17 protein-coding genes and 1 tRNA gene are annotated in these 18,292 nt (G+C 49.5%); 8 read left to right on the top strand and 10 right to left on the bottom strand.

The window, feature by feature from the left end; translation table 11 throughout:
* Positions 1-8 precede the first annotated feature (8 nt).
* The 10 genes from ESZ91_RS00980 to ESZ91_RS00940 all read right to left on the bottom strand — a co-directional run bounded on the left by ESZ91_RS00980 (position 9) and on the right by ESZ91_RS00940 (position 6,152).
* Positions 9-1,118, bottom strand: a complete 1,110-nt coding sequence (locus tag ESZ91_RS00980) for a hypothetical protein (protein WP_129223213.1) — start codon at positions 1,116-1,118, stop codon at positions 9-11.
* A gap of 28 nt (positions 1,119-1,146) precedes the next feature.
* Positions 1,147-2,202, bottom strand: a complete 1,056-nt coding sequence (locus ESZ91_RS00975) for a hypothetical protein (RefSeq protein ID WP_129223211.1) — start codon at positions 2,200-2,202, stop codon at positions 1,147-1,149.
* Between the two features lie 17 nt (positions 2,203-2,219).
* Positions 2,220-3,344: a hypothetical protein gene (locus ESZ91_RS00970; RefSeq protein WP_129223209.1), complete on the bottom strand. Its 1,125-nt coding sequence runs from the start codon at positions 3,342-3,344 to the stop codon at positions 2,220-2,222.
* Between the two features lie 17 nt (positions 3,345-3,361).
* Positions 3,362-3,841 carry a hypothetical protein gene (locus tag ESZ91_RS00965; RefSeq protein ID WP_129223207.1) on the bottom strand — a complete coding sequence of 160 codons (480 nt, stop codon included), beginning with the start codon at positions 3,839-3,841 and terminating at the stop codon, positions 3,362-3,364.
* 30 nt (positions 3,842-3,871) lie between these two features.
* A complete protein-coding gene (locus tag ESZ91_RS00960) occupies positions 3,872-4,093 on the bottom strand; it encodes a DUF5348 domain-containing protein (protein ID WP_129223205.1) in 222 nt (73 codons plus the stop codon).
* Between the two features lie 3 nt (positions 4,094-4,096).
* Positions 4,097-4,270: a hypothetical protein gene (locus tag ESZ91_RS11540; protein WP_154071818.1), complete on the bottom strand. Its 174-nt coding sequence runs from the start codon at positions 4,268-4,270 to the stop codon at positions 4,097-4,099.
* Between the two features lie 5 nt (positions 4,271-4,275).
* The gene (locus ESZ91_RS00955; protein ID WP_129223203.1) at positions 4,276-4,551 is read right to left on the bottom strand and encodes a hypothetical protein; all 276 of its coding nucleotides are present in this window, start codon (positions 4,549-4,551) and stop codon (positions 4,276-4,278) included.
* 2 nt (positions 4,552-4,553) lie between these two features.
* Positions 4,554-4,766: a hypothetical protein gene (locus ESZ91_RS00950; RefSeq protein WP_129223201.1), complete on the bottom strand. Its 213-nt coding sequence runs from the start codon at positions 4,764-4,766 to the stop codon at positions 4,554-4,556.
* Positions 4,767-4,771: 5 nt separating this feature from the next.
* A complete protein-coding gene (locus ESZ91_RS00945; RefSeq protein ID WP_129223199.1) occupies positions 4,772-5,479 on the bottom strand; it encodes a hypothetical protein in 708 nt (235 codons plus the stop codon).
* Positions 5,480-5,552: 73 nt separating this feature from the next.
* Entirely contained in the window at positions 5,553-6,152 is a 600-nt protein-coding gene (locus ESZ91_RS00940) for a hypothetical protein (RefSeq protein ID WP_129223197.1), read from the bottom strand.
* Between the two features lie 311 nt (positions 6,153-6,463).
* On the opposite strand from ESZ91_RS00940, the gene ESZ91_RS00935 reads away from it, so the two are divergent.
* The 8 genes from ESZ91_RS00935 (at position 6,464) to ESZ91_RS00900 (ending at position 18,286) form a co-directional block, all read left to right on the top strand.
* Positions 6,464-7,417, top strand: coding sequence for a ribose-phosphate diphosphokinase (locus ESZ91_RS00935; protein ID WP_129223195.1), 954 nt, complete (start codon positions 6,464-6,466; stop codon positions 7,415-7,417).
* A gap of 58 nt (positions 7,418-7,475) precedes the next feature.
* Entirely contained in the window at positions 7,476-8,042 is a 567-nt protein-coding gene (gene pth / locus ESZ91_RS00930) for an aminoacyl-tRNA hydrolase (protein WP_129223193.1), read from the top strand.
* A gap of 72 nt (positions 8,043-8,114) precedes the next feature.
* Positions 8,115-11,537 (top strand): transcription-repair coupling factor, encoded by a 3,423-nt coding sequence (mfd, locus tag ESZ91_RS00925; RefSeq protein WP_129223191.1) that lies wholly within the window; start codon positions 8,115-8,117, stop codon positions 11,535-11,537.
* 121 nt (positions 11,538-11,658) lie between these two features.
* On the top strand, positions 11,659-13,821 hold the full coding sequence (locus ESZ91_RS00920) for a peptidylprolyl isomerase (protein ID WP_129223189.1): 2,163 nt from the start codon (positions 11,659-11,661) through the stop codon (positions 13,819-13,821).
* A gap of 82 nt (positions 13,822-13,903) precedes the next feature.
* Positions 13,904-13,978 (top strand) — tRNA-Gly (locus ESZ91_RS00915).
* A 158-nt stretch (positions 13,979-14,136) separates the two neighbouring features.
* Positions 14,137-14,568 (top strand): MarR family winged helix-turn-helix transcriptional regulator, encoded by a 432-nt coding sequence (locus tag ESZ91_RS00910; protein WP_161970988.1) that lies wholly within the window; start codon positions 14,137-14,139, stop codon positions 14,566-14,568.
* 87 nt (positions 14,569-14,655) lie between these two features.
* On the top strand, positions 14,656-16,401 hold the full coding sequence (locus tag ESZ91_RS00905) for an ABC transporter ATP-binding protein (protein WP_129223185.1): 1,746 nt from the start codon (positions 14,656-14,658) through the stop codon (positions 16,399-16,401).
* Positions 16,394-18,286: an ABC transporter ATP-binding protein gene (locus ESZ91_RS00900; RefSeq protein WP_129223183.1), complete on the top strand. Its 1,893-nt coding sequence runs from the start codon at positions 16,394-16,396 to the stop codon at positions 18,284-18,286. The genes ESZ91_RS00905 and ESZ91_RS00900 overlap by 8 nt, the downstream gene beginning before the upstream one ends.
* Positions 18,287-18,292: the final 6 nt, after the last annotated feature.

The raw sequence follows: 18,292 nt of genomic DNA, 5'->3' as shown, positions 1-18,292 counted from the left end.
TCACCGCCTTAAAATATGATTGCCGAATTATCTAAATCAATATTTGTAACGGTTGAAGTATTTGTATAGCCCGTTACAACAATTAAACTCAAATTCGTATAGGTACTATATTTACCCGTAAAGGTAACTTTTACAGTCCACAACTTTCCGACAGTAATATTGCTGAATAAACCTATAAGTTCCGCCGTTGTCTTGTCTTTTAAATATTCCGAACCTTGTCGGGTTTCAAAATAAAACTCTCTAAACTTTGAAAACAACGCTTTGTTGAATAAAATACTATCAGAAGAAATGTCATAACTGTCACCGTCATAGCCGGGACCATATGTCACCAACCTATCATTCAAAGTAAATGTATTTTCTGCGCCTGTCGTTTGCTCGCGGGTAAGTTCGACCTTATATTCAAAATCATCAGCCAATGAATAAACAGAGGATTTTGTACACGTTGCACTTACCGCACCGCCCATGCCCGTACCCGCAGGATTAAGTTCCCAAGTCACATTTGTTTGTCCACCTAAATTTATATTTAAATTACCGAACTTAACAACAGCGTTTTCTATTCTTTGCGCATAATCCACAGTACAACTTGCCGTAATCTCGGGCTTATCTTGCGAGGTTGCCGTAATTATGACTTGTTCCGCAAAGGCTTGCAAACAACTAACCGTTATTATTTTACTACCCGCAAGATCTTCGCCCGACTTCGTAAAAGTCACGTAGTCGGACAAGGTTTTACCCGTCGCCCACTCACTTTCAGGATTTTTAAAAGCATACGACCAGTCAATACCCGTGTTTTCGCCCTCGTTATTCGGGGACACGGTTGCAGTCAGCGTATAAGCCGTTTCAGCAAGAGGGGAAACGCCGTTTTCCGCATATTCGGATTTCGGAATACTTACGCTTTTGACCGTTATTCCGTTGCCCGTGCTTTCGCTAATAACCGCGCCGCCGTTCTCTTCGGGTAGGGGCTGTTCTTCTTTTTTGTCAAACCAACCGTAGGGATTCCAATTCTTGAAACCCTGCGTTATAGCCGCTGTAACAGCGACCGCCAACATGAGGACGGCAAGCAAGGTTGCAAACCATTTTATGCCGTCGCTCTTTTTATGTTTTTGTAATTCGTTTTTCATTTTTACCTTACCTTTTTTGTTTTGCTTTTTACATTGAATATAAAAGCGTAGGATCTATTGTTATATAAAAGCATGGTTCTGCCGTATCAAAATCCGTCGCGTCTAAAAGCGGGAAATATACGCGGTAAACAGGCATACCAAAATTTTTCATTGCGTTTATGATTTGTTCTTTACGCACGTTGTATTGAGGAAACACGGACAGAAACCAAGGCTTATTCAATAACGGGGGCAGTTCTTTATCTGTCGGATTAAACTCCATATTGAAATATGAATCTGCTTGGTCGCTAAAACCGAATTGCGAAAATTCGGAAATAAACTCACCGTTCGCTTGAAATAAAACCCTGTCAATCGCTTGCTTTTCGCAAGATAATGTAAATACTTCCGAATATTCACAATTTACGTTTAAACCCCATGCGCCTACATAATCCGGATTGACCTTAAAGGCTTGCGTTTCGGTTTTCGGCTCGCTTGAATATTTAGTCGGATAATACAAACGGATTCCGTCGGGCATAGTGCCGTTTTTAATTTCCATTGAAACGCCAAGCAGTTTTTGACGATAGTCCACCATACACGTTGCTTTCGCAAGGGGATTTTTTGTCGATACAACATTGATTGCTATTTGTTCCGCAAAGGCGTTTAAACATGATATCGTTACCGTCAAATTATCGTCGCTAATGGGAGTTAGCGTTATGTAATCGGAAACATTTTTCCCTTGCGCCCACGCGCTTGAATCGTTCACAAACGATATAGACCAATCCACGGACTTGTTGTCCGTATCTTCGGGTAAAACATTTGCGCGCAAGGTTACGCTTTGAATATCGGAAGAGGACGCATACGCGCGATTGAATATCAATCGTGACTGCATGGGATAAATCTTATCCCTGTCTAACGGATTGCCCGCGCCGTCCTCTGCGGCTACGTAGGTGCTTTCTGTCGCTTGCGGCGGGGATTGAAAAATTAAATACTCATAGCCGAACAATACTCCCACGCCCAAAGTAACGATAAACAATATCGCCGCGAATATTAAACTTGTAATTTTGTATTGTTCGGGGGCGGGTTTTCCACCCCCGTTTGCCGTTTTCATTCGCCACCGCCTTTTGCTTAAATAATCAAATCCGTATCGTCAAGAATAATTTCCGTAGGGATAATTTCAAGAGAATCCGCCATAAAATGAATCGGAACGTGTTTCGTGTAATTCGTATATTTACCCTTGATACCAAAATTGAAATAGAATAAACCCGAATCCAGATTTTCACCGAGCCAACGGCTATAAAGATTCAGCGAATCGAAAGTGTCTTTAACCGAGGCGCTATCAGAAACAACGAAGGCTCCAGACAGATAGTTTTCTACAAGTCCAATTCCAACAGAACCCGCCGTAAAAAATTCATCGCCCGTTGCCGTTTTTGCGGTTGCAAATACTTCCGTGTTTACATCAACAGATAAGGTAACCGAAAAAGTATCTTCTATCGTGAAATCCGTATAAGTAAAAGAATATGTATCTTCTCCACCGAATTCAAAATACAATGAAAACGGACACGTTACGGAATTTGCAAAAGCGTCAACAGTCATTGATTTTTCACCGCCAGACAAATCCACGGACGCAGAAGTAACCCGTTTTGCAAAATCAACCGAACAACCGACGATCATTGAACCGAGAGCGCTTTCAAATTCAGACGCTTTGTATATTTCTTCTATCGACATTCCATAAAACTTATCGGAGAGCCACGTCAATCCTGCGAGAATTTCTATCTGTTCACCGAAAGGTTGCAAACATTTTACCGTTGCCACGCTACTGCCTTCCGATTGCGGCGTAACAGTTACATAATCAGTAACTGTTTTTCCCGTCGCCCATGCGCTTTCAGGATTTTTAAAGATTGCTACCCAAGTAATTCTTTTATCTTCGGCATCATCGGGTTTCACGGTGGCGTGCAAGGTAACGCTGTCATAGGCACTTTCACCGTCCAAAGCCGCGACCGAGCGGAATGTCATTTGTTTGGGCATTTCATGGACTTCGCCGCCGTTCATCTCGTTGCCGCTTTCGTCGGTCACGGGCCCGCCGCCGTTCTCTGTCGTTTGCTCTTTTTTATCATCAGGCTTAAACTTATCCCAACTCTTAAAACCGTCCGAAAGAAACCCGACCAATGCCGCCGTTCCCGCTATTACAAGCACAAGCAGAACGGCAAGAATACTGTTCCACACTTTGCTTGAATTGTTTTTATATGCCATTTTCTTTTACCTCGTTTTTACCTGTTCACCGTGACCGTTACTTGCCCCGCATAGCCGAGGACTTCCGTCAAATCAACTTTGCCGTCATCGTCTGCGGTGGGAGTAATGACGATTTTCGCTGTTTCCGCATTTTCGGGAATTGCGCTTCCGTCAAAGTCTTTGGAAAGGCTTTCCGTTTTCGATATAAATTCATCTTTTGCGCCGTAGAAGTACAAAGTGTACGTTACCGTCGCGTCGTCCGCGATTTCGACTTTCAGTCCGTCCGTTGTGACTGCATTGCGCGTTACAATGGAAGTATCGCCGTCCGTCTTTTCGCCGCTATCGCCGAGTGTACCGATTATGTACTGTTCCGCGCCGATTTCCGTTACCGTCGTTTGTCTGTCCAACTTCACGAACAGCGTTACCGTAGTAGCGACAAGTCCGATGATGAGCAGAAACACGATAACCCATTTCACCATATCCGACGCTTTATGTTTGCTTAATGCCGATTTTGCCATTTTCCTTTTCACCTCTTAAAATTATTTTTTCTACCCTCGTTCGGGTATTCTTGCTTCCAAACCGTCCAACTTCAAGCCGCGTAAACCGACTGCGTAATAATCTGTTCCGTCATGTTCGATATGCGTTTTTACCCAACTCCCGCAGATTTTTATTTCTACGGGACTGCCGCTTGTCAATTCCGTCCATTCGTCCAATGCGAAACGCTTGCATTCGTTTTTATACAACGGCTTTCCTGTTTTCGAATTATCCATTTGTTACCTGCCTTTACGCTGTTCTTTTTGGCTGCGCTTATATTCGGCGTTTATCTTGTCCGCGCCGTCTTTCAACTGCTTTGCGCGCCGTAAACTGAACAAAGCGCTTTCTTTCGCTTTTGCCGCCATTTCATACGCGGTATCTACGTCGCTTTTTGTGATTTTGCGCCTTGCCATTACTTTTACCTCTTGCCAATAGAACTGCCGTCAAGCCGCGCTTTCAAGCCGTTGCGATAACCGTAATAAACAACCGCGTCCGATTTTGTCATATGCCCCCGTTCACGCTTTATTTCGGCACTAATTGCGCGAAAATTATTTTCCGCGTGAGGGTCATTGTATCCGTCAAGCCAATGCCGCGAATAATAACGCTGATTATCAGACACCGCCGAACTCGACGCGCGTTTTTTGTGATAATTTACACGTTCCGCAACCGAATATTTTCTTCGCTTCTTTGCCACTTTTATACCTCGCTAAAAATTTTTTGTTTGATTTCCCTGTACGTTTCTTTCGTTGCGACCAAGGAAAATTTTTCTTTCGGACCGCAACAACAAAAACTTTCCGTTTCAATCAATGCACAACCGTTTTCAAGTTCCGCTATCGAACGTATGCCTTGCAGAGGAAGTAAAAATCTGATGCCGTCATGAAAATCTGTCACTTCGATAAAATTTTTCATTTCGTTCACCCCGCAAAAGATTTCAATATCGGGGGAAGCCCGGCGAACTCGTCGAACGGTTCTTCATCGGCGGCAGGGTTACGCAAGTTCTCGATTTCCTGCAACAGCATTTCCCGTTCCGCTTCCAAATCGATTATCTTGTCGCAAAGCTCCCGCTTTGTCCATTTCTCGAAACGGAGATACTTTTCTTCCTGCGGCGGTTCTTCCGCTTCCGGCGTTTCCTCGTCGTTCTGTTGCGACGTCGCAACAAGACTTTTCTTATACTCCCGTATCCGCTTTATCGTCCAATCGGGCTTTATCGGCTTGCGTTGTTCGGACGTTAGGGGCAGCAGTTCGCAAAGCTGCGAATAACTATATGGCTCCCATTCCTTTTTGAAACCGCGCAGCCCCTCGCCGAACTCGTCCACGATATTCATGTAACGGCTTACCTGCGTTTTGTCCAAGCCGAACTCGTCGTAACAATACGCGAAAAAACATTCCGCGCTGCAATTATCGACCATACACGAAACACCTAACTTTTCACGGTCAAACGTCAACCGATATAAATTGCTCGAATATAGGTCAATTAAATGAACGCCGAGCCAAAAGAAGTTTGTTTTACTTGTTTCCAAATCTTCACGGACTTTTGCGGCGTAACTTTTCAATGCGTTCCATTCTTCCAAACCCTCGGCGCCGTAACGTCCCATAGACCGCTTTGCCTTAAAATCAATCATATCTCACCTCGTAAAACAAAACGGGGCTGTTTCATTCAGTTTTCCCCGATTGAAACAACCCCGATATTTCCTTTTATGCTTTCGCGCCCGTCTGCGCCGCTGTTGCTTCACGTTCAGCCACAAACCGCAGATAGCGGATATAGTTTTCCAATATTGCCCGATCGCTCGGTCTGCGCGTTGTCAGAGGGAAAGTCCACTCGAAACCGTCCTTTTCCACGACCGCTGAATACGTCCAATACTTTGTTACCTTGCCCGTATTCTCGTCGAAACGCTCCGCTTCTTCCGCTCGGAAAAGAACTTTCTTTACGCCGCCGTCGAACAGCTGTTCCAACATTTGATAACCCGCGACGTCCTTATCGCCCCGAACTTTCAACCCGACTTCCGCGACCTGTCCGCAGAATACGGCCGGGAGTACATATTCCCAATATTTCTTGCCGTCCGATTTGTTGGTATACGGCCTACGGTAGATATACAGTGCGGGCAGTTCTGCTTTCGTTTTCTTTTCCGTTGCTTCTTCCGTGTCGTTTCCGTTCAAACCCTTCTCGAAAGCTGCTTCCGCTACACTTACTACCGTTTCCGTCCGTTCGTCCTGCTTTGCCGCTTCAATCCCGTTCACGTTCATCTCTTCGGCTTTCTGTTCGTTCTCAACTACATTCTGTTCTGTTCTTGCCATTTTGCTGCTGTTTCTCCTTTGCGTATGGCCGCCGCCAAATAAAAATAACGTGTTAAAAGTGGATAACCCCTTTCGGGTTCCAACTTTTAACACGTCAATTATAATAAAACAGGCGAAAGCGCGTGCAAAACGTTTGACTATTCCCGAGAAATTTTCTACAATAGATAAAGCAAGGTCCGTACGCCGTTCGAGGTAAATCGATCGGCGCGTCGGGCGCAGTAGCGGCGTTTTATATGCCGTTTGTTTTACCGATTGCAAGCCCGACGGAACGTTTCGGGCGACACAAAGCGACTGTATTATTGGAGGTACACATGATAACTCACGGCAACGAGATCAAACTTTTCGCCGGCAATTCCAACCGCCCTCTGGCGGAGGCGATCGCCAAAAAGTTGAACACGGAACTGGGCGGCATCGACGTAGGCCAGTTCAGCGACGGCGAAATCAGCGTGCACATCGACGAAACGGTGCGCGGAAGGGATTTGTTCATCATCCAGTCCACGTCCGCTCCCGTCAACGATAACCTGATGGAACTTTTGATCATGATCGACGCGGCGAGAAGGGCAAGCGCGGGGCGTATCACCGCCGTCATCCCTTATTTCGGATATGCGCGTCAGGACAGAAAAGCGCGTTCGCGCGATCCCATTACGGCGAAACTCGTAGCCGACCTCATCACCGCCGCGGGCGCCGACAGGGTGCTCACCATGGACCTGCACGCGGCGCAGATACAGGGCTTTTTCAATATTCCGCTCGATCATCTGCTGGGAGGGCCCACCCTTTACAGTTATTTTAAATCCAAAAAGATCGTGGACGAAAACTTCGTCGTCGTATCGCCCGATATCGGCAGCGTGTCGCGTGCGAGAAACGTGGCGTCCAAACTCAACTGCCCGATGGCGATCATCGACAAGCGCCGTCCCAAGGCGAACGTCATGGAGGTCATGAACATCATCGGCGACATCGACGGCAAAAAGTGCCTGATGGTCGACGACATGATCGATACCGCGGGTACCATCTGCCAGGGCGCGCAGGCGCTCGCCGACCACGGCGCGAAAGAAGTGTACGCCTGCTGCACGCACGCGGTTTTAAGCGGTCCCGCCATCGAACGGCTCGCCGCCTCGCCCATCAAGGAACTGGCGATTTTAAACACCATCGATCTTCCCCCCGAAAAGATGCTGGATAAATTCAAGGTGATCTCCGTCGCGGATATCTTTGCCGCGGCGATCGAAAACGTATATCTTGACAAACCCATGTCCAAGATCTACGACTGACATAGAATTTCCGAAAAACCGCTTTTGGGCGGTTTTTTTTGGATAAGAGGACGAAATTATGTATTTAATCGTGGGACTCGGCAACCCCGAGGCCAAGTACGAAACCACCTTTCACAATATGGGCTTTCTCGCCGTGGGCGATGCTGCGGAAAAACTGGGCGTGAAATTCAAAAAAAAGGAATGCGAAGCGTCGGTGGCGGAGGCGTTCATCGGCGGAGAAAAAGTCGTTCTCGCCCGTCCCGTCACCTATATGAACGCCAGCGGGCGGGCGGTCAAACAACTCGTTTCCAAATACAAGATACCTTTGGAAAACCTCATCGTCGTCTATGACGATTACGATCTTCCGAAAGGGCATATCCGCATCCGCGCGAGCGGCAGCGCCGGTACCCATAACGGTATGCGCAGCATCATCGGCGAGTTGGGCACGGGCGAATTCGCGCGCGTGCGCGTGGGGATACGGGACGAAGAAGTCGATATCCCCATCATCCATTACGTTCTGTCCAACGTGCGAAAAGAGGATTATCCCCTGTTCGCGAAGGCGTGCTCGAACGCGGCGGAGGCCTGCATTGCGTTTGCCTCGGGCAAGGGCATCGAGCAGGTCATGAGCGAATATAACGGCAAATAAAACAAGACCCTGCAAACGTATTTTCCGCGGCGCGTACCTCGTGCCGCGGCGCTTGGGGTTACGGGAGTTTTTATGATACGCAATTTTTTCACGGCAGAACAACTGGGTCCTGCTTACAGCGAACTGAAAAATGATCTCCGCCTCGGCACGCCGACGGCGGTGTACGGCGTATCCGCTCCCCACAAGTGCCTGATCGCGCCGCTTTCGTGGGAAGGGCGGCTCGTCTACATAACCGACAACGCGCTCAGCGCCGCCTCCTGCGCCGCGCAGATCGCGGGATTTACGGGCGAAGAGCCCGCGCTGTTAACGGCAAAGGACGAGGTCCTTTTGTATAAGGACGCCGTTTCCAAGGACGCGCTGTTCAAGCGCATCAACGCCCTGTACAAGATCCAAAACGGCGCGCGCGTCGTCGTATGCGATATCGAGAGCCTGCTGCAACTCTTTCCCCGCCGCCTCGAATCGCTCGCGTTGGTCGTGGGGGAAGAAGTCGATTTTTCTTCCCTGCCCGAAAAACTCGTGAAGATGGGTTATACCCGTGCCGCGGCGGTGGAGAGTAAGGGAACGTTCGCTCTGCGCGGCGATATTCTGGATATTTTTCCCGTCAATGCGGAAAATCCCGCCCGCGTGGATTTTTTCGGGGACGGCGTGGAAAAGATAAAACCTTACAATTTCGTCACGGGCGAACGGCTCGCGCAGGCCGAATTTCTCGATATCGTCGCCGCGACCGACGTCACGATAAACGAAGGGGAAATTTCCGAGATCAAAGACGTTCTTTTCGACGAATTGTCGCGGATCCGCGACGCGCGCGCGTATGAACGGGCGCAGACCATCGTGGGGGAACTGTGCGCCAAACTCGAAGCGGGCGCGTCCTTCGCGGGCGCCTCTTTTTTCCTGCCTCTGCTCGCCTGCGGCGTGGATTTTTTCAATTTTCTGGGCGGCGACGCTCTCTTTGTGTATGACGAGAGCAAACTCGTATACGATAAGTTGGAGGCGATATACAAGGAGCACGAGGAGCGGTTGGCAAATCTGATGCTGGGCGGCGAGGCGTTTTCTTTTTCGCGCTATCAACTCGCGGATAAACAGGATTTTCTGGCGGAACTTGCCGCGCGGCGCTCGCTCGCGTTGCAGACGTTCGCTTCCCGCAGTTACTTTTTCGAGCCGCTGAAAACGTATAACTTTCATTCCTCGCCCGTGGGCAGATATCTCAACGGGTTCGTCAATCTCGTCACGGATCTGAAAAGTTGGCGCGCCGACGGTTACCGCGTCATGCTCTATTGCGGCAATTCCTCCCGCGCGCAGAAAATGCGCGAAATGCTGTCCGACGAGTATATCGACGCTTCCGTTCTGCCCGAAAAATTGTCCGCGTTCAAGGGTGTCGCAGTGCTGCAATCGGAACTCGGGCACGGGCTCATTCTGCACGAGAACAAACTCGTCGTCATCGGGACGGGCGATCTGTACACGAAATCGCCCGTATCCAAGCGCATCCGCAGAAAGAGAAACGATCTGTTTACCTCGCCCGAGATCGGCGATTACGCCGTGCATGAAACGCACGGCGTGGGCAAGATCGTCGGTACGAAAAAGATCGAAACGACGGACGGCACAAAGGAATACATCGCCCTCGAATACCGCGGGGGGGACGTTCTGTACGTGCCCGTCGAGCAGATGGACATTCTCTCCAAATATATGGGCGAGGACAGCCCGTCTTTGAGCAAGATCGGCGGCGCGGAGTTCGAACGCGTCAAACAGCGCGTCAAAGCGTCGCTCAAAGCGATGGCGTTCGATCTGAAACAGTTGTACGCCGAGCGCTCGGAAAAGCACGGATTCGTGTTCTCTCCTTATCCCGAGATGATGGAAGAGTTCGAAAACGCTTTCGAGTTCGAAGAAACGCCCGATCAACTCGCCTCCGCGGAGGAGATCAAGGCGGATATGTGTTCGCCCAAGGTGATGGACCGCCTTCTGTGCGGCGACGTCGGATACGGCAAGACGGAAGTCGCTTTCCGCGCGGCGTATCTTTGTATCCTCAACGGCAAGCAGGCGGCGCTCATGTGTCCGAACACCATCTTGTGCCAACAGCATTTCGAAAACGCCGTCAGGCGCTTTTCGCCCTTCGGCGTAAACGTGGAAGTGCTCAATCGTTTCAAGAGCCCCGCCGAGCAGGATAAGGTGCTCGCCCGCGTCAAAAACGGGGAGGTAGACCTTCTCATCGGCACACACCGCCTGCTCTCGAACGACGTAAAATTCAAAGACCTCGGGCTTCTCATTCTCGACGAGGAACAACGCTTTGGCGTAGAGCATAAAGAAAAGATCAAAAACATGAAGAACGACGTGGACTGCCTGACCATGACGGCGACGCCCATTCCGCGCACGCTGCATATGTCGCTCTCCGGCATCCGCGATATTTCCACCATCGAAACGCCGCCTACGACGCGGCTGCCCGTCCAGACGTACGTGGTGGAGGAAACGGAAACGCTCATCCGCGACGCGTGCCTTCGGGAACTCGCCCGCGGCGGGCAGGTGTTCATTCTTTATAACCGCGTGGAAACGATCTTTTCCTTTGCCGCCAAAATCAAGGAGATCGTGCCCGAAGGCAAGATCACCGTTGCGCACGGGCGCATGGACAGGGAGGTTTTGGAAAACGGCATCCTCAAATTTTACGAAGGGGAGAGCAATATCCTCATTTCCACGACCATCATCGAAAACGGCATCGACCTTCCCAAAGCCAACACGCTCATCGTCATCGATAGCGACAGGCTGGGCATTTCCCAACTCTATCAATTGCGCGGCAGGGTGGGGCGCGGCGCGCTCCTGGCGCACGCGTATTTCACGTTCAAGCCCGAAAAGGTCATGACGGAAAAGGCGGGCGAGCGGCTGAAAGCGATCATGGAATTTACCGAACTCGGTTCGGGCTTTAAGATCGCCATGCGCGATCTGGAGATCCGCGGCGCGGGCAATGTTCTGGGACGCGAGCAGCACGGGCATATGGACAAAGTGGGCTACGAGTTGTACGCAAAACTTTTGAAGGAGGAGATGACGGGCGTCGAACAGACGGTGGCGGAACTGGATATCAAGGCGGACGCCTATATTCCCGAAAAGTACATCGAGGCGAGCGCCTCGCGGCTGGATTGCTACAAGCAGATCGCGGAGATCCGCGGCGTGGAGGATTACAAACGCGTCTGCCTTTCCATCGAGGAAAATTACGGAAAACTGCCCAAAGAGGTGCTCAATCTTTTAATTATAGCCGTGCTGAAATCGTACGCGGCGAAACTGAATATCCGCAAGATCGCCGTCAGCAGCGCGGGGGGCGAGATCGTCCTGCCCTCGGTGCAAACGCTCGCGGACGGTAAGTTTTCCGCCGCGCTGGACGCGTTTGCGGGAAAGGTGCGCCTCGATATGTCCAAAAATCCCGCGGTCCTGTTCCGCCCCGAAAGCGACGCGCAGAAACTCATGCTTTCCATGACGAAATTCTTGAAATCCGCCGCGGGCACGGCGCTTTGAAACGCAAAATATCGTAAATGACAAAATTTTAACGAGTTTTTCATCAAATACGATTGCTTTTCATCTCAAAATAATATATAATTGTTTATATTGCGATTTAACGGAATTCGGAGTAGATTCTATGAAGAAAAAACTGATCAAAATTTTAACTTTAATCTTGGTGACGGCGTTTGCGCTGGGTTGTTTTGCGGGGTGTCGTATCATTACGACCGATAACCGCAAGGACATGGAGCAAGTGGTCGCCGAGGTGAATATCGGCAAGGACAAGACCGCGCTGAAGGACACGTTTGAAAGCGTATTTTTCGGAGAGGATTTTAACCTCACCGACGAGGACGTGGATAAAATCGTGACTACCGCGGAAGTTTCCAAACTCGATCTCGTTTCCTATTTCATCAATTACGGATACAGCATGTTGCAGTCGGGACAAGCGTCCTCCTATGCAGACGTATTCGAAACGCTGATGAATTCGCTGACCAGCCGTAAAATGATGTTGCAATTCGCGACTTTGTACTACCTCAACGCGGGCAAAGTAGTCGTCGATGCGGACAGCGTTCCCGATGATGATAAAGAGGGCGCGGTCATCACGGACGGAACCATCGAGATCGTTTCCGACATCAGTGTAGAAGGCTATCTCAAAGCGGCGGACAAGAGCGAAAACGACGCGCTGAGATATCTCATTTCCGATAACAATTACAATTATGCGCTGTACGGTTTGCGCCAGAGCGTGAACAACGCGCTCGATTCTTACGAAAAGGCGATCATCAAAAACGAAGACGACAGTTCTTCCTCTTCGGAAACGGACAGAGCCATCCCTACGGGCGCCGATACGGAAGAAACGAATTCCTATCCCAAGAACGCTGAGGGCAACGTCGACTATCAGATCTATACGGGCTACAACACCGCGGACGAATGCGGCGAATACGAGAAAGTGGAGGGTTCCACCGTCGTAACCCGTAAAAAAGCCTATAATAAATTCATCAAAGCGCTGGAAAACAACTACATGCTCGGCGAAGAGGACGATATCACCGACGTTGAAAAACTTCCTTACTTCGCCACCGAAATGAAGAATCAACTCGAACAGATGATCATCAACAACTTCAGCGATACGCTGCAGATCTCCATGACGAGCGCGATCGAGGAAGAAAATCTCGGCAAAAAATATAACGAAATCGTCAACGGACAGAAATCTATTTTCACGAGCGTGAGCGATTACACGACTGCGCTCGACAGCGTATCCGACGACACGTTCATTTTGTATTCCCCGCAGAGCGGATTCGGGTTCGTGTACAACACTCTGCTCCCGTTCAGCGCGGGACAGTCCGACGCGCTTGCCGACTACAATAACAGACTTTCCAACAATGTAATCAATCAGTCCGAATATTATTATTACAGAAATCAACTCTTATCCGAGGTGGAGGCGACCGATCAGCGCGCTTCCTGGTTCAACGGCGCAACCGATTACAGTTATCAGGCGACTGGCGAAAATTATTTCGGAAATTCCGATTATCTCTTCTTTGAAGACAATGCGGGCAAGATCGATAAATACGATTCTTACTACGCTTACAACGGAAAAGTTACCAAAAACGACGACGATACCTACACGCTCGAACCCAACCCCATTACCATCGACGGTTTCATCACTGAAATGCAGGGTTATTTGGATTTTGTGCTCGGAAAAACCGGCAGCGTGACGGGTAGCAAGACTGCCGATTTCTACAAAGAACAGAATTATTATAAGACGGAAAACGGCAATCAGGTCATCGACTATTCAAAACTCGTCTACTATAAGGGCAAGGTGAACGGCGTATCGGAGGTTTCCAAAGACAATTATTTTGTGAAGGACACCGTCGCCTATAAAGCGCTCTCCGCAATGAATGCTTTGCAGTTCGCTTACACGACCGATACCGCGATCCTCAATAAATATCTCGGCTATTCCGTAGCGGGCAAGGGCAATTCCACCAGTTACGTGAAAGAGTTCGAATACGCGGCGCAGACTGCTTTGCAGGAAGGGGCGGGTGCCATCAGCATCGTCGCGACCGATTACGGCTGGCACGTTATTTACGTGACGTACGTCTTCGGCGAGGGCAACACCTATCAGGATTTCAACTTTGCCGACCGAAACAAAGAGGGCACGTTCTCGTATCAGTTCTACAATGCTTATAAGAACGTCATCGCCGACGATTACGCGACGACCAAACAGAGCGAGGTGACGACCATTCTCCAAGACAGTTCCGTCACCGTATACAAAAACCGCTACAAAGATCTGAGCAATCTCGATCAGTAACAAAAAAATAAAAAGCGCCGAAATTTCGGCGCTTTTTTGATTGCCAAAAATAAAAAAATGTTATATAATAATTACGCTGAATGCGGGAGTCGCCTAATGGTATGGCGTCAGCTTCCCAAGCTGATTCCCGCGGGTTCGATTCCCGTCTCCCGCTCCAAAAAAAATCGGTTAAACATTTGTTTTGACCGATTTTTTGTTGTTTTTAAGGCGTTTTAAAACCTTGCCCCAATTTTATTGCTTAAACACTTGACAGGAAGCATGACAAAGAAGTATAATAGTTGTATATCAAACAATTTGGCGTCGAATGGAGATGAAATGAAAAAATTGATCGGGGCGGAAGTCAAGTCGCTGCAAAATATGGTATCGCGGCATATCGAAAATAAAGAAAAGGAGATGGGGAAAGACCGCGTGTCCGCACCGAATTTATTCATACTGAAATTTTTACAAGAAAATGAAGGGAAAGAGGTATTCCAGCGCGATCTGGAAGAGGTTTTGGAAACGACGAAATCGACTTGTTCAAAGGTCATTTCGACGATGGAAAGCAAGGGATTTCTGAAACGCGAATCGGTAGCGGACGCCCGTTTCAATAAGATATCTCTGACGCCGCTGGGCAGAGAAATCGTAAAGACCGCGGACGTGCATATGGAAGAATTCGAGTCGAAATTGAAAAGAGGATTGACCGACGAGCAATTGGAAACCTTTTTTTATTGTATTGAAACGATGAAAAGAAATATTTCGCAAAAATAAATTTTACCGTCCCGAAAGGGGCGGAAAAAAACGGCCATATTGTTTGATATAAAACTATTTGACGTAAAACTAATTTAGGAGGAGAAAATGAATACGGTAAAATATTTGCTGCGTTCTCTGCGGGAAAATAAAAAAGCCGCGGTACTGAGCATGAGTTTCGTAACTTTGGAAGTCGTCTGTGAATGCATACTGCCCTTCGTCTTGGCAAAACTGATAGACAGCAGCGGCGTGGAGTGGAAAAGTTTATTGCTGTACGGCGGCATACTTGCGGCGCTTGCCGGGGTATTGCTCGCGTCGGGAATATTATCGGGAAAGTTCTGCGCGCGGGCGGCTGCGGGATTTTGCGCGAATCTGCGTGAAGATATGTTCGGAAAAGTACAAAATTATTCCTTTTCCAACATTGACAGATTTTCCGCTTCGGGATTGGTGACGCGTATGACTACGGATATAACGAATATTCAGAACGCGTTCAGCATGATCATCCGAATTGCGGTACGCGTTCCCCTGATGATGGTGTTTTCGGTCGTGATGGCGTTTGCGGTAAGCCCGTCGCTGGCATGGATATTCGTTGCGTGTATCCCCGTGCTCGGCGGGATCATAGTCCTGATTTTATTGAAATCTTTCCCGTATATGACGCGGGTATTTAAGAAATACGACAGACTGAACGCATCGGTGCATGAGAACGTAAAGGGCATCCGCGTCGTCAAGACCTATGTGCGCGAAGAGTATGAAAATGTTAAATTTGCGCGCGCGGCGGACGACGTATGCAACGATTTTGTTCGCGGCGAAAAAATTATCGCATGGAACACGCCCGCCGTAAACCTATTTATGTACGCCTGTTACATCGTTATTTCCGTGCTCGGCGCTTACGTCATCGCGGGGCGGCTGCCTTGGGGCAGTCTGACTACGGGCGAACTTTCTTCCCTGATATCCTACGGCATCAATATTCTGTCCGCACTCATGATGCTGAGCATGATCATCGTTATCATATCCATGTCAGCGGCGTCCGCACAACGGATCGCGGAAGTTTTGCGGGAAGAGAGCGCGATCATAACGCCCGAAAAACCGATCACGGAAATCGAAGACGGCACGATCGATTTTGAAAACGTATATTTTGGTTATTCGGGCGAGGGAAACTATATCCTCGAAAATATCGGGCTGCAAATCCGGTCGGGGGAAACGCTGGGCATCATCGGCGGTACGGGTTCGGGCAAGACTTCTCTCGTCAATCTCATATCACGACTATACGACGCAGCCGCTGGCTGCGTGAAAGTGGGCGGGATCGACGTAAGGGAATACGATTCCGCAAGCCTGCGCCGTAGCGTGGCGGTGGTGTTGCAGAAAAATGTGTTGTTTTCGGGCACGATCAGGGAGAACCTGCAATGGGGCGACGCGGCGGCTTCGGAGCAAGAGATGCAAAGGGCCTGCGAGATCGCGCAGGCGGACGGATATATCCGATCTTTTCCCGAAGGGTACGACACTTATCTCGAAGAAGGCGGCGTTAATCTTTCGGGCGGACAGAAACAGCGTCTGTGCATTGCGCGCGCTCTGCTGCGGAAACCGAAAGTTCTGATCCTGGACGACTCGACCAGTGCGGTCGATACGAAGACGGAGGCGCTGATACGCAGGGGACTGAAAAACTATCTTCCCGAAACGACCAAAATCATTATCGCGCAGAGGATCTCGTCCATACAGGAAGCGGATAAGATACTCGTACTCGAAAAGGGAAGGATAGACGGCGTCGGTACGCATGCAGAACTTATGAAAAGCAATGCGATCTATCGGGAAATATACGAAACGCAGAACGGAACGGGAGGCGGCGGCAATGCGTAAAAAATCGAATTCGGAAATGAAGAGACTGATCGCGTACATATTCGGGCACAATAAACGGGAAATGCCGCTCGTCATCGTCTGCTTGTTTTTTGCCGCGGTTGCGTCGTCCGCATCGGGAGTATTTCTTTTTCTTATCATCGAAAACGTGATTACGCCCGCGATATCAGATGGTTTTTCTTCGGTTTCGTCCGTACTGAACGCGCTGATCGCAGCAATGGTCGTCGTGTACGGCGTCGGTGTTTCAGCCTCCTGGATATACGCGCGGATCATGGCGAAAGTGGGGCAGCGAACGCTCAACAGATTGCGGAAGGATATGTTCGCCCGAATGGAAACGCTTCCGATTTCGTATTTCGACCGAAACAAGCACGGCGACATTATGTCCCACTATACAAACGATATCGACGCGATAAGGCAGTTTATCTCGCAGAGTATGGTGCAGATCATTAACACTGCTTTTACGCTGTTCATACTTACGATCGCAATGCTCTGTATTTCGGTGTGGCTGACGTTCGCGGTATATTTTTGCGCGGCGGCAATGCTCTTGGTCATCAAAAAGATCGGCGGAAAATCGGCGGAAAGTTTCGTCGGACAGCAGCAGAGTACGGCGAAACTCGAAGGTTTTATCGAAGAGATCATGAACGGTGAAAAAGTCGTAAAGGTATTTACGCACGAGAGGGAAACGATCGCGGATTTCAAACGGCTGAACGGCAGGGTGAAAGAGGATTCGGGCAGGGCGAACGAATACGGAAACATCGTCATGCCCGCGCTGAGCGGGATCGGGAATTATATGTATGTGCTTCTGGCGATCCTCGGAGGCGTGATATTGCTGATACCGGGTGCGAAGAACCTTACCTTGACGGGTATGTCGGCGATGTCGGCGGCGGTCGTAGTGTCTTTTCTTTCCATGTCGCGGCAGTTCGGACAGTCCGTGGCGCAGGTATCACAGCAGACTTCCATGTGCGCAATGGCGTTTGCGGGTGCGGGTCGCGTATTTACGCTGATCGATGAAACGCCGGAAACCGACGAGGGATACGTAACGCTCGTGAATGCCAAATTTTCCGCAGACGGCGCGCTCGAAGAATGCCGAGAAAAGACGGGAATGTGGGCATGGAAACATCCGCACGGCGACGGTACCGTTACGCTGACGGAACTCAAAGGCAATATAGTGCTCGATCACGTTGATTTTCGGTATGACGAATCGCATACGGTACTGCGGGACGTCTGCATCACGGCGAAAGCAGGCGAGAAAATTGCGTTTGTCGGTGCGACGGGCGCAGGGAAAACTACGATTACGAATCTTATCAACCGATTTTACGATATAGCGGACGGCAAAATACGGTATGACGGCATCAATATCAATAAGATCGGAAAAGCGGATTTGCGCAGATCGCTGACCGTCGTACTGCAGGATACCAACCTGTTTACGGGCACGGTGATGGAGAACATACGATACGGCCGACTTGACGCGACGGACGAAGAAATTTACGCGGCGGCCAAGACGGCGAACGCCTACGATTTTATCATGAAATTGCCCGACGGATTTAAAACGATGTTGTCGTCGGACGGCGCGAACCTGTCGCAGGGACAACGGCAACTGATATCCATTGCGCGCGCGGCGGTCGCCGATACGCCCGTTCTGATACTCGACGAGGCGACGTCGTCCATCGACACGCGCACGGAAAAGATCGTACAGGCGGGGACGGACAGGCTGATGGAAGGAAGAACGGTATTTGTCATCGCACACCGCCTTTCGACAATCTGTTCCAGCGATAAGATCATTGTACTCGATGGCGGTAAGGTCGTCGAGGAAGGCTCGCACGAAGAATTGCTTTCGAAAAAAGGTCAGTATTATCAACTCTACACCGGAGCCTTTGAATTGGAATAAGACGAA

This window comes from Candidatus Borkfalkia ceftriaxoniphila, from assembly GCF_004134775.1.
In the GTDB taxonomy this organism is placed as follows: domain Bacteria; phylum Bacillota; class Clostridia; order Christensenellales; family Borkfalkiaceae; genus Borkfalkia; species Borkfalkia ceftriaxoniphila.
This window is presented reverse-complemented; position numbering and strand designations above follow the sequence as displayed.

Bases quoted from the DNA above. Each gene is read 5' to 3' on its own strand.
- mfd (WP_129223191.1), top strand. From the start codon at position 8,115: ATGATACGCAATTTTTTCACGGCAGAACAACTGGGTCCTGCTTACAGC.
- ESZ91_RS00950 (WP_129223201.1), bottom strand. From the start codon at position 4,766: ATGAAAAATTTTATCGAAGTGACAGATTTTCATGACGGCATCAGATTT.
- ESZ91_RS00980 (WP_129223213.1), bottom strand. From the start codon at position 1,118: ATGAAAAACGAATTACAAAAACATAAAAAGAGCGACGGCATAAAATGG.
- ESZ91_RS00945 (WP_129223199.1), bottom strand. From the start codon at position 5,479: ATGATTGATTTTAAGGCAAAGCGGTCTATGGGACGTTACGGCGCCGAG.
- ESZ91_RS00910 (WP_161970988.1), top strand. From the start codon at position 14,137: ATGAAAAAATTGATCGGGGCGGAAGTCAAGTCGCTGCAAAATATGGTA.
- ESZ91_RS00920 (WP_129223189.1), top strand. From the start codon at position 11,659: ATGAAGAAAAAACTGATCAAAATTTTAACTTTAATCTTGGTGACGGCG.
- ESZ91_RS00975 (WP_129223211.1), bottom strand. From the start codon at position 2,202: ATGAAAACGGCAAACGGGGGTGGAAAACCCGCCCCCGAACAATACAAA.
- ESZ91_RS00965 (WP_129223207.1), bottom strand. From the start codon at position 3,841: ATGGCAAAATCGGCATTAAGCAAACATAAAGCGTCGGATATGGTGAAA.
- ESZ91_RS11540 (WP_154071818.1), bottom strand. From the start codon at position 4,270: ATGGCAAGGCGCAAAATCACAAAAAGCGACGTAGATACCGCGTATGAA.
- ESZ91_RS00940 (WP_129223197.1), bottom strand. From the start codon at position 6,152: ATGGCAAGAACAGAACAGAATGTAGTTGAGAACGAACAGAAAGCCGAA.
- pth (WP_129223193.1), top strand. From the start codon at position 7,476: ATGTATTTAATCGTGGGACTCGGCAACCCCGAGGCCAAGTACGAAACC.
- ESZ91_RS00960 (WP_129223205.1), bottom strand. From the start codon at position 4,093: ATGGATAATTCGAAAACAGGAAAGCCGTTGTATAAAAACGAATGCAAG.
- ESZ91_RS00905 (WP_129223185.1), top strand. From the start codon at position 14,656: ATGAATACGGTAAAATATTTGCTGCGTTCTCTGCGGGAAAATAAAAAA.
- ESZ91_RS00935 (WP_129223195.1), top strand. From the start codon at position 6,464: ATGATAACTCACGGCAACGAGATCAAACTTTTCGCCGGCAATTCCAAC.
- ESZ91_RS00970 (WP_129223209.1), bottom strand. From the start codon at position 3,344: ATGGCATATAAAAACAATTCAAGCAAAGTGTGGAACAGTATTCTTGCC.
- ESZ91_RS00900 (WP_129223183.1), top strand. From the start codon at position 16,394: ATGCGTAAAAAATCGAATTCGGAAATGAAGAGACTGATCGCGTACATA.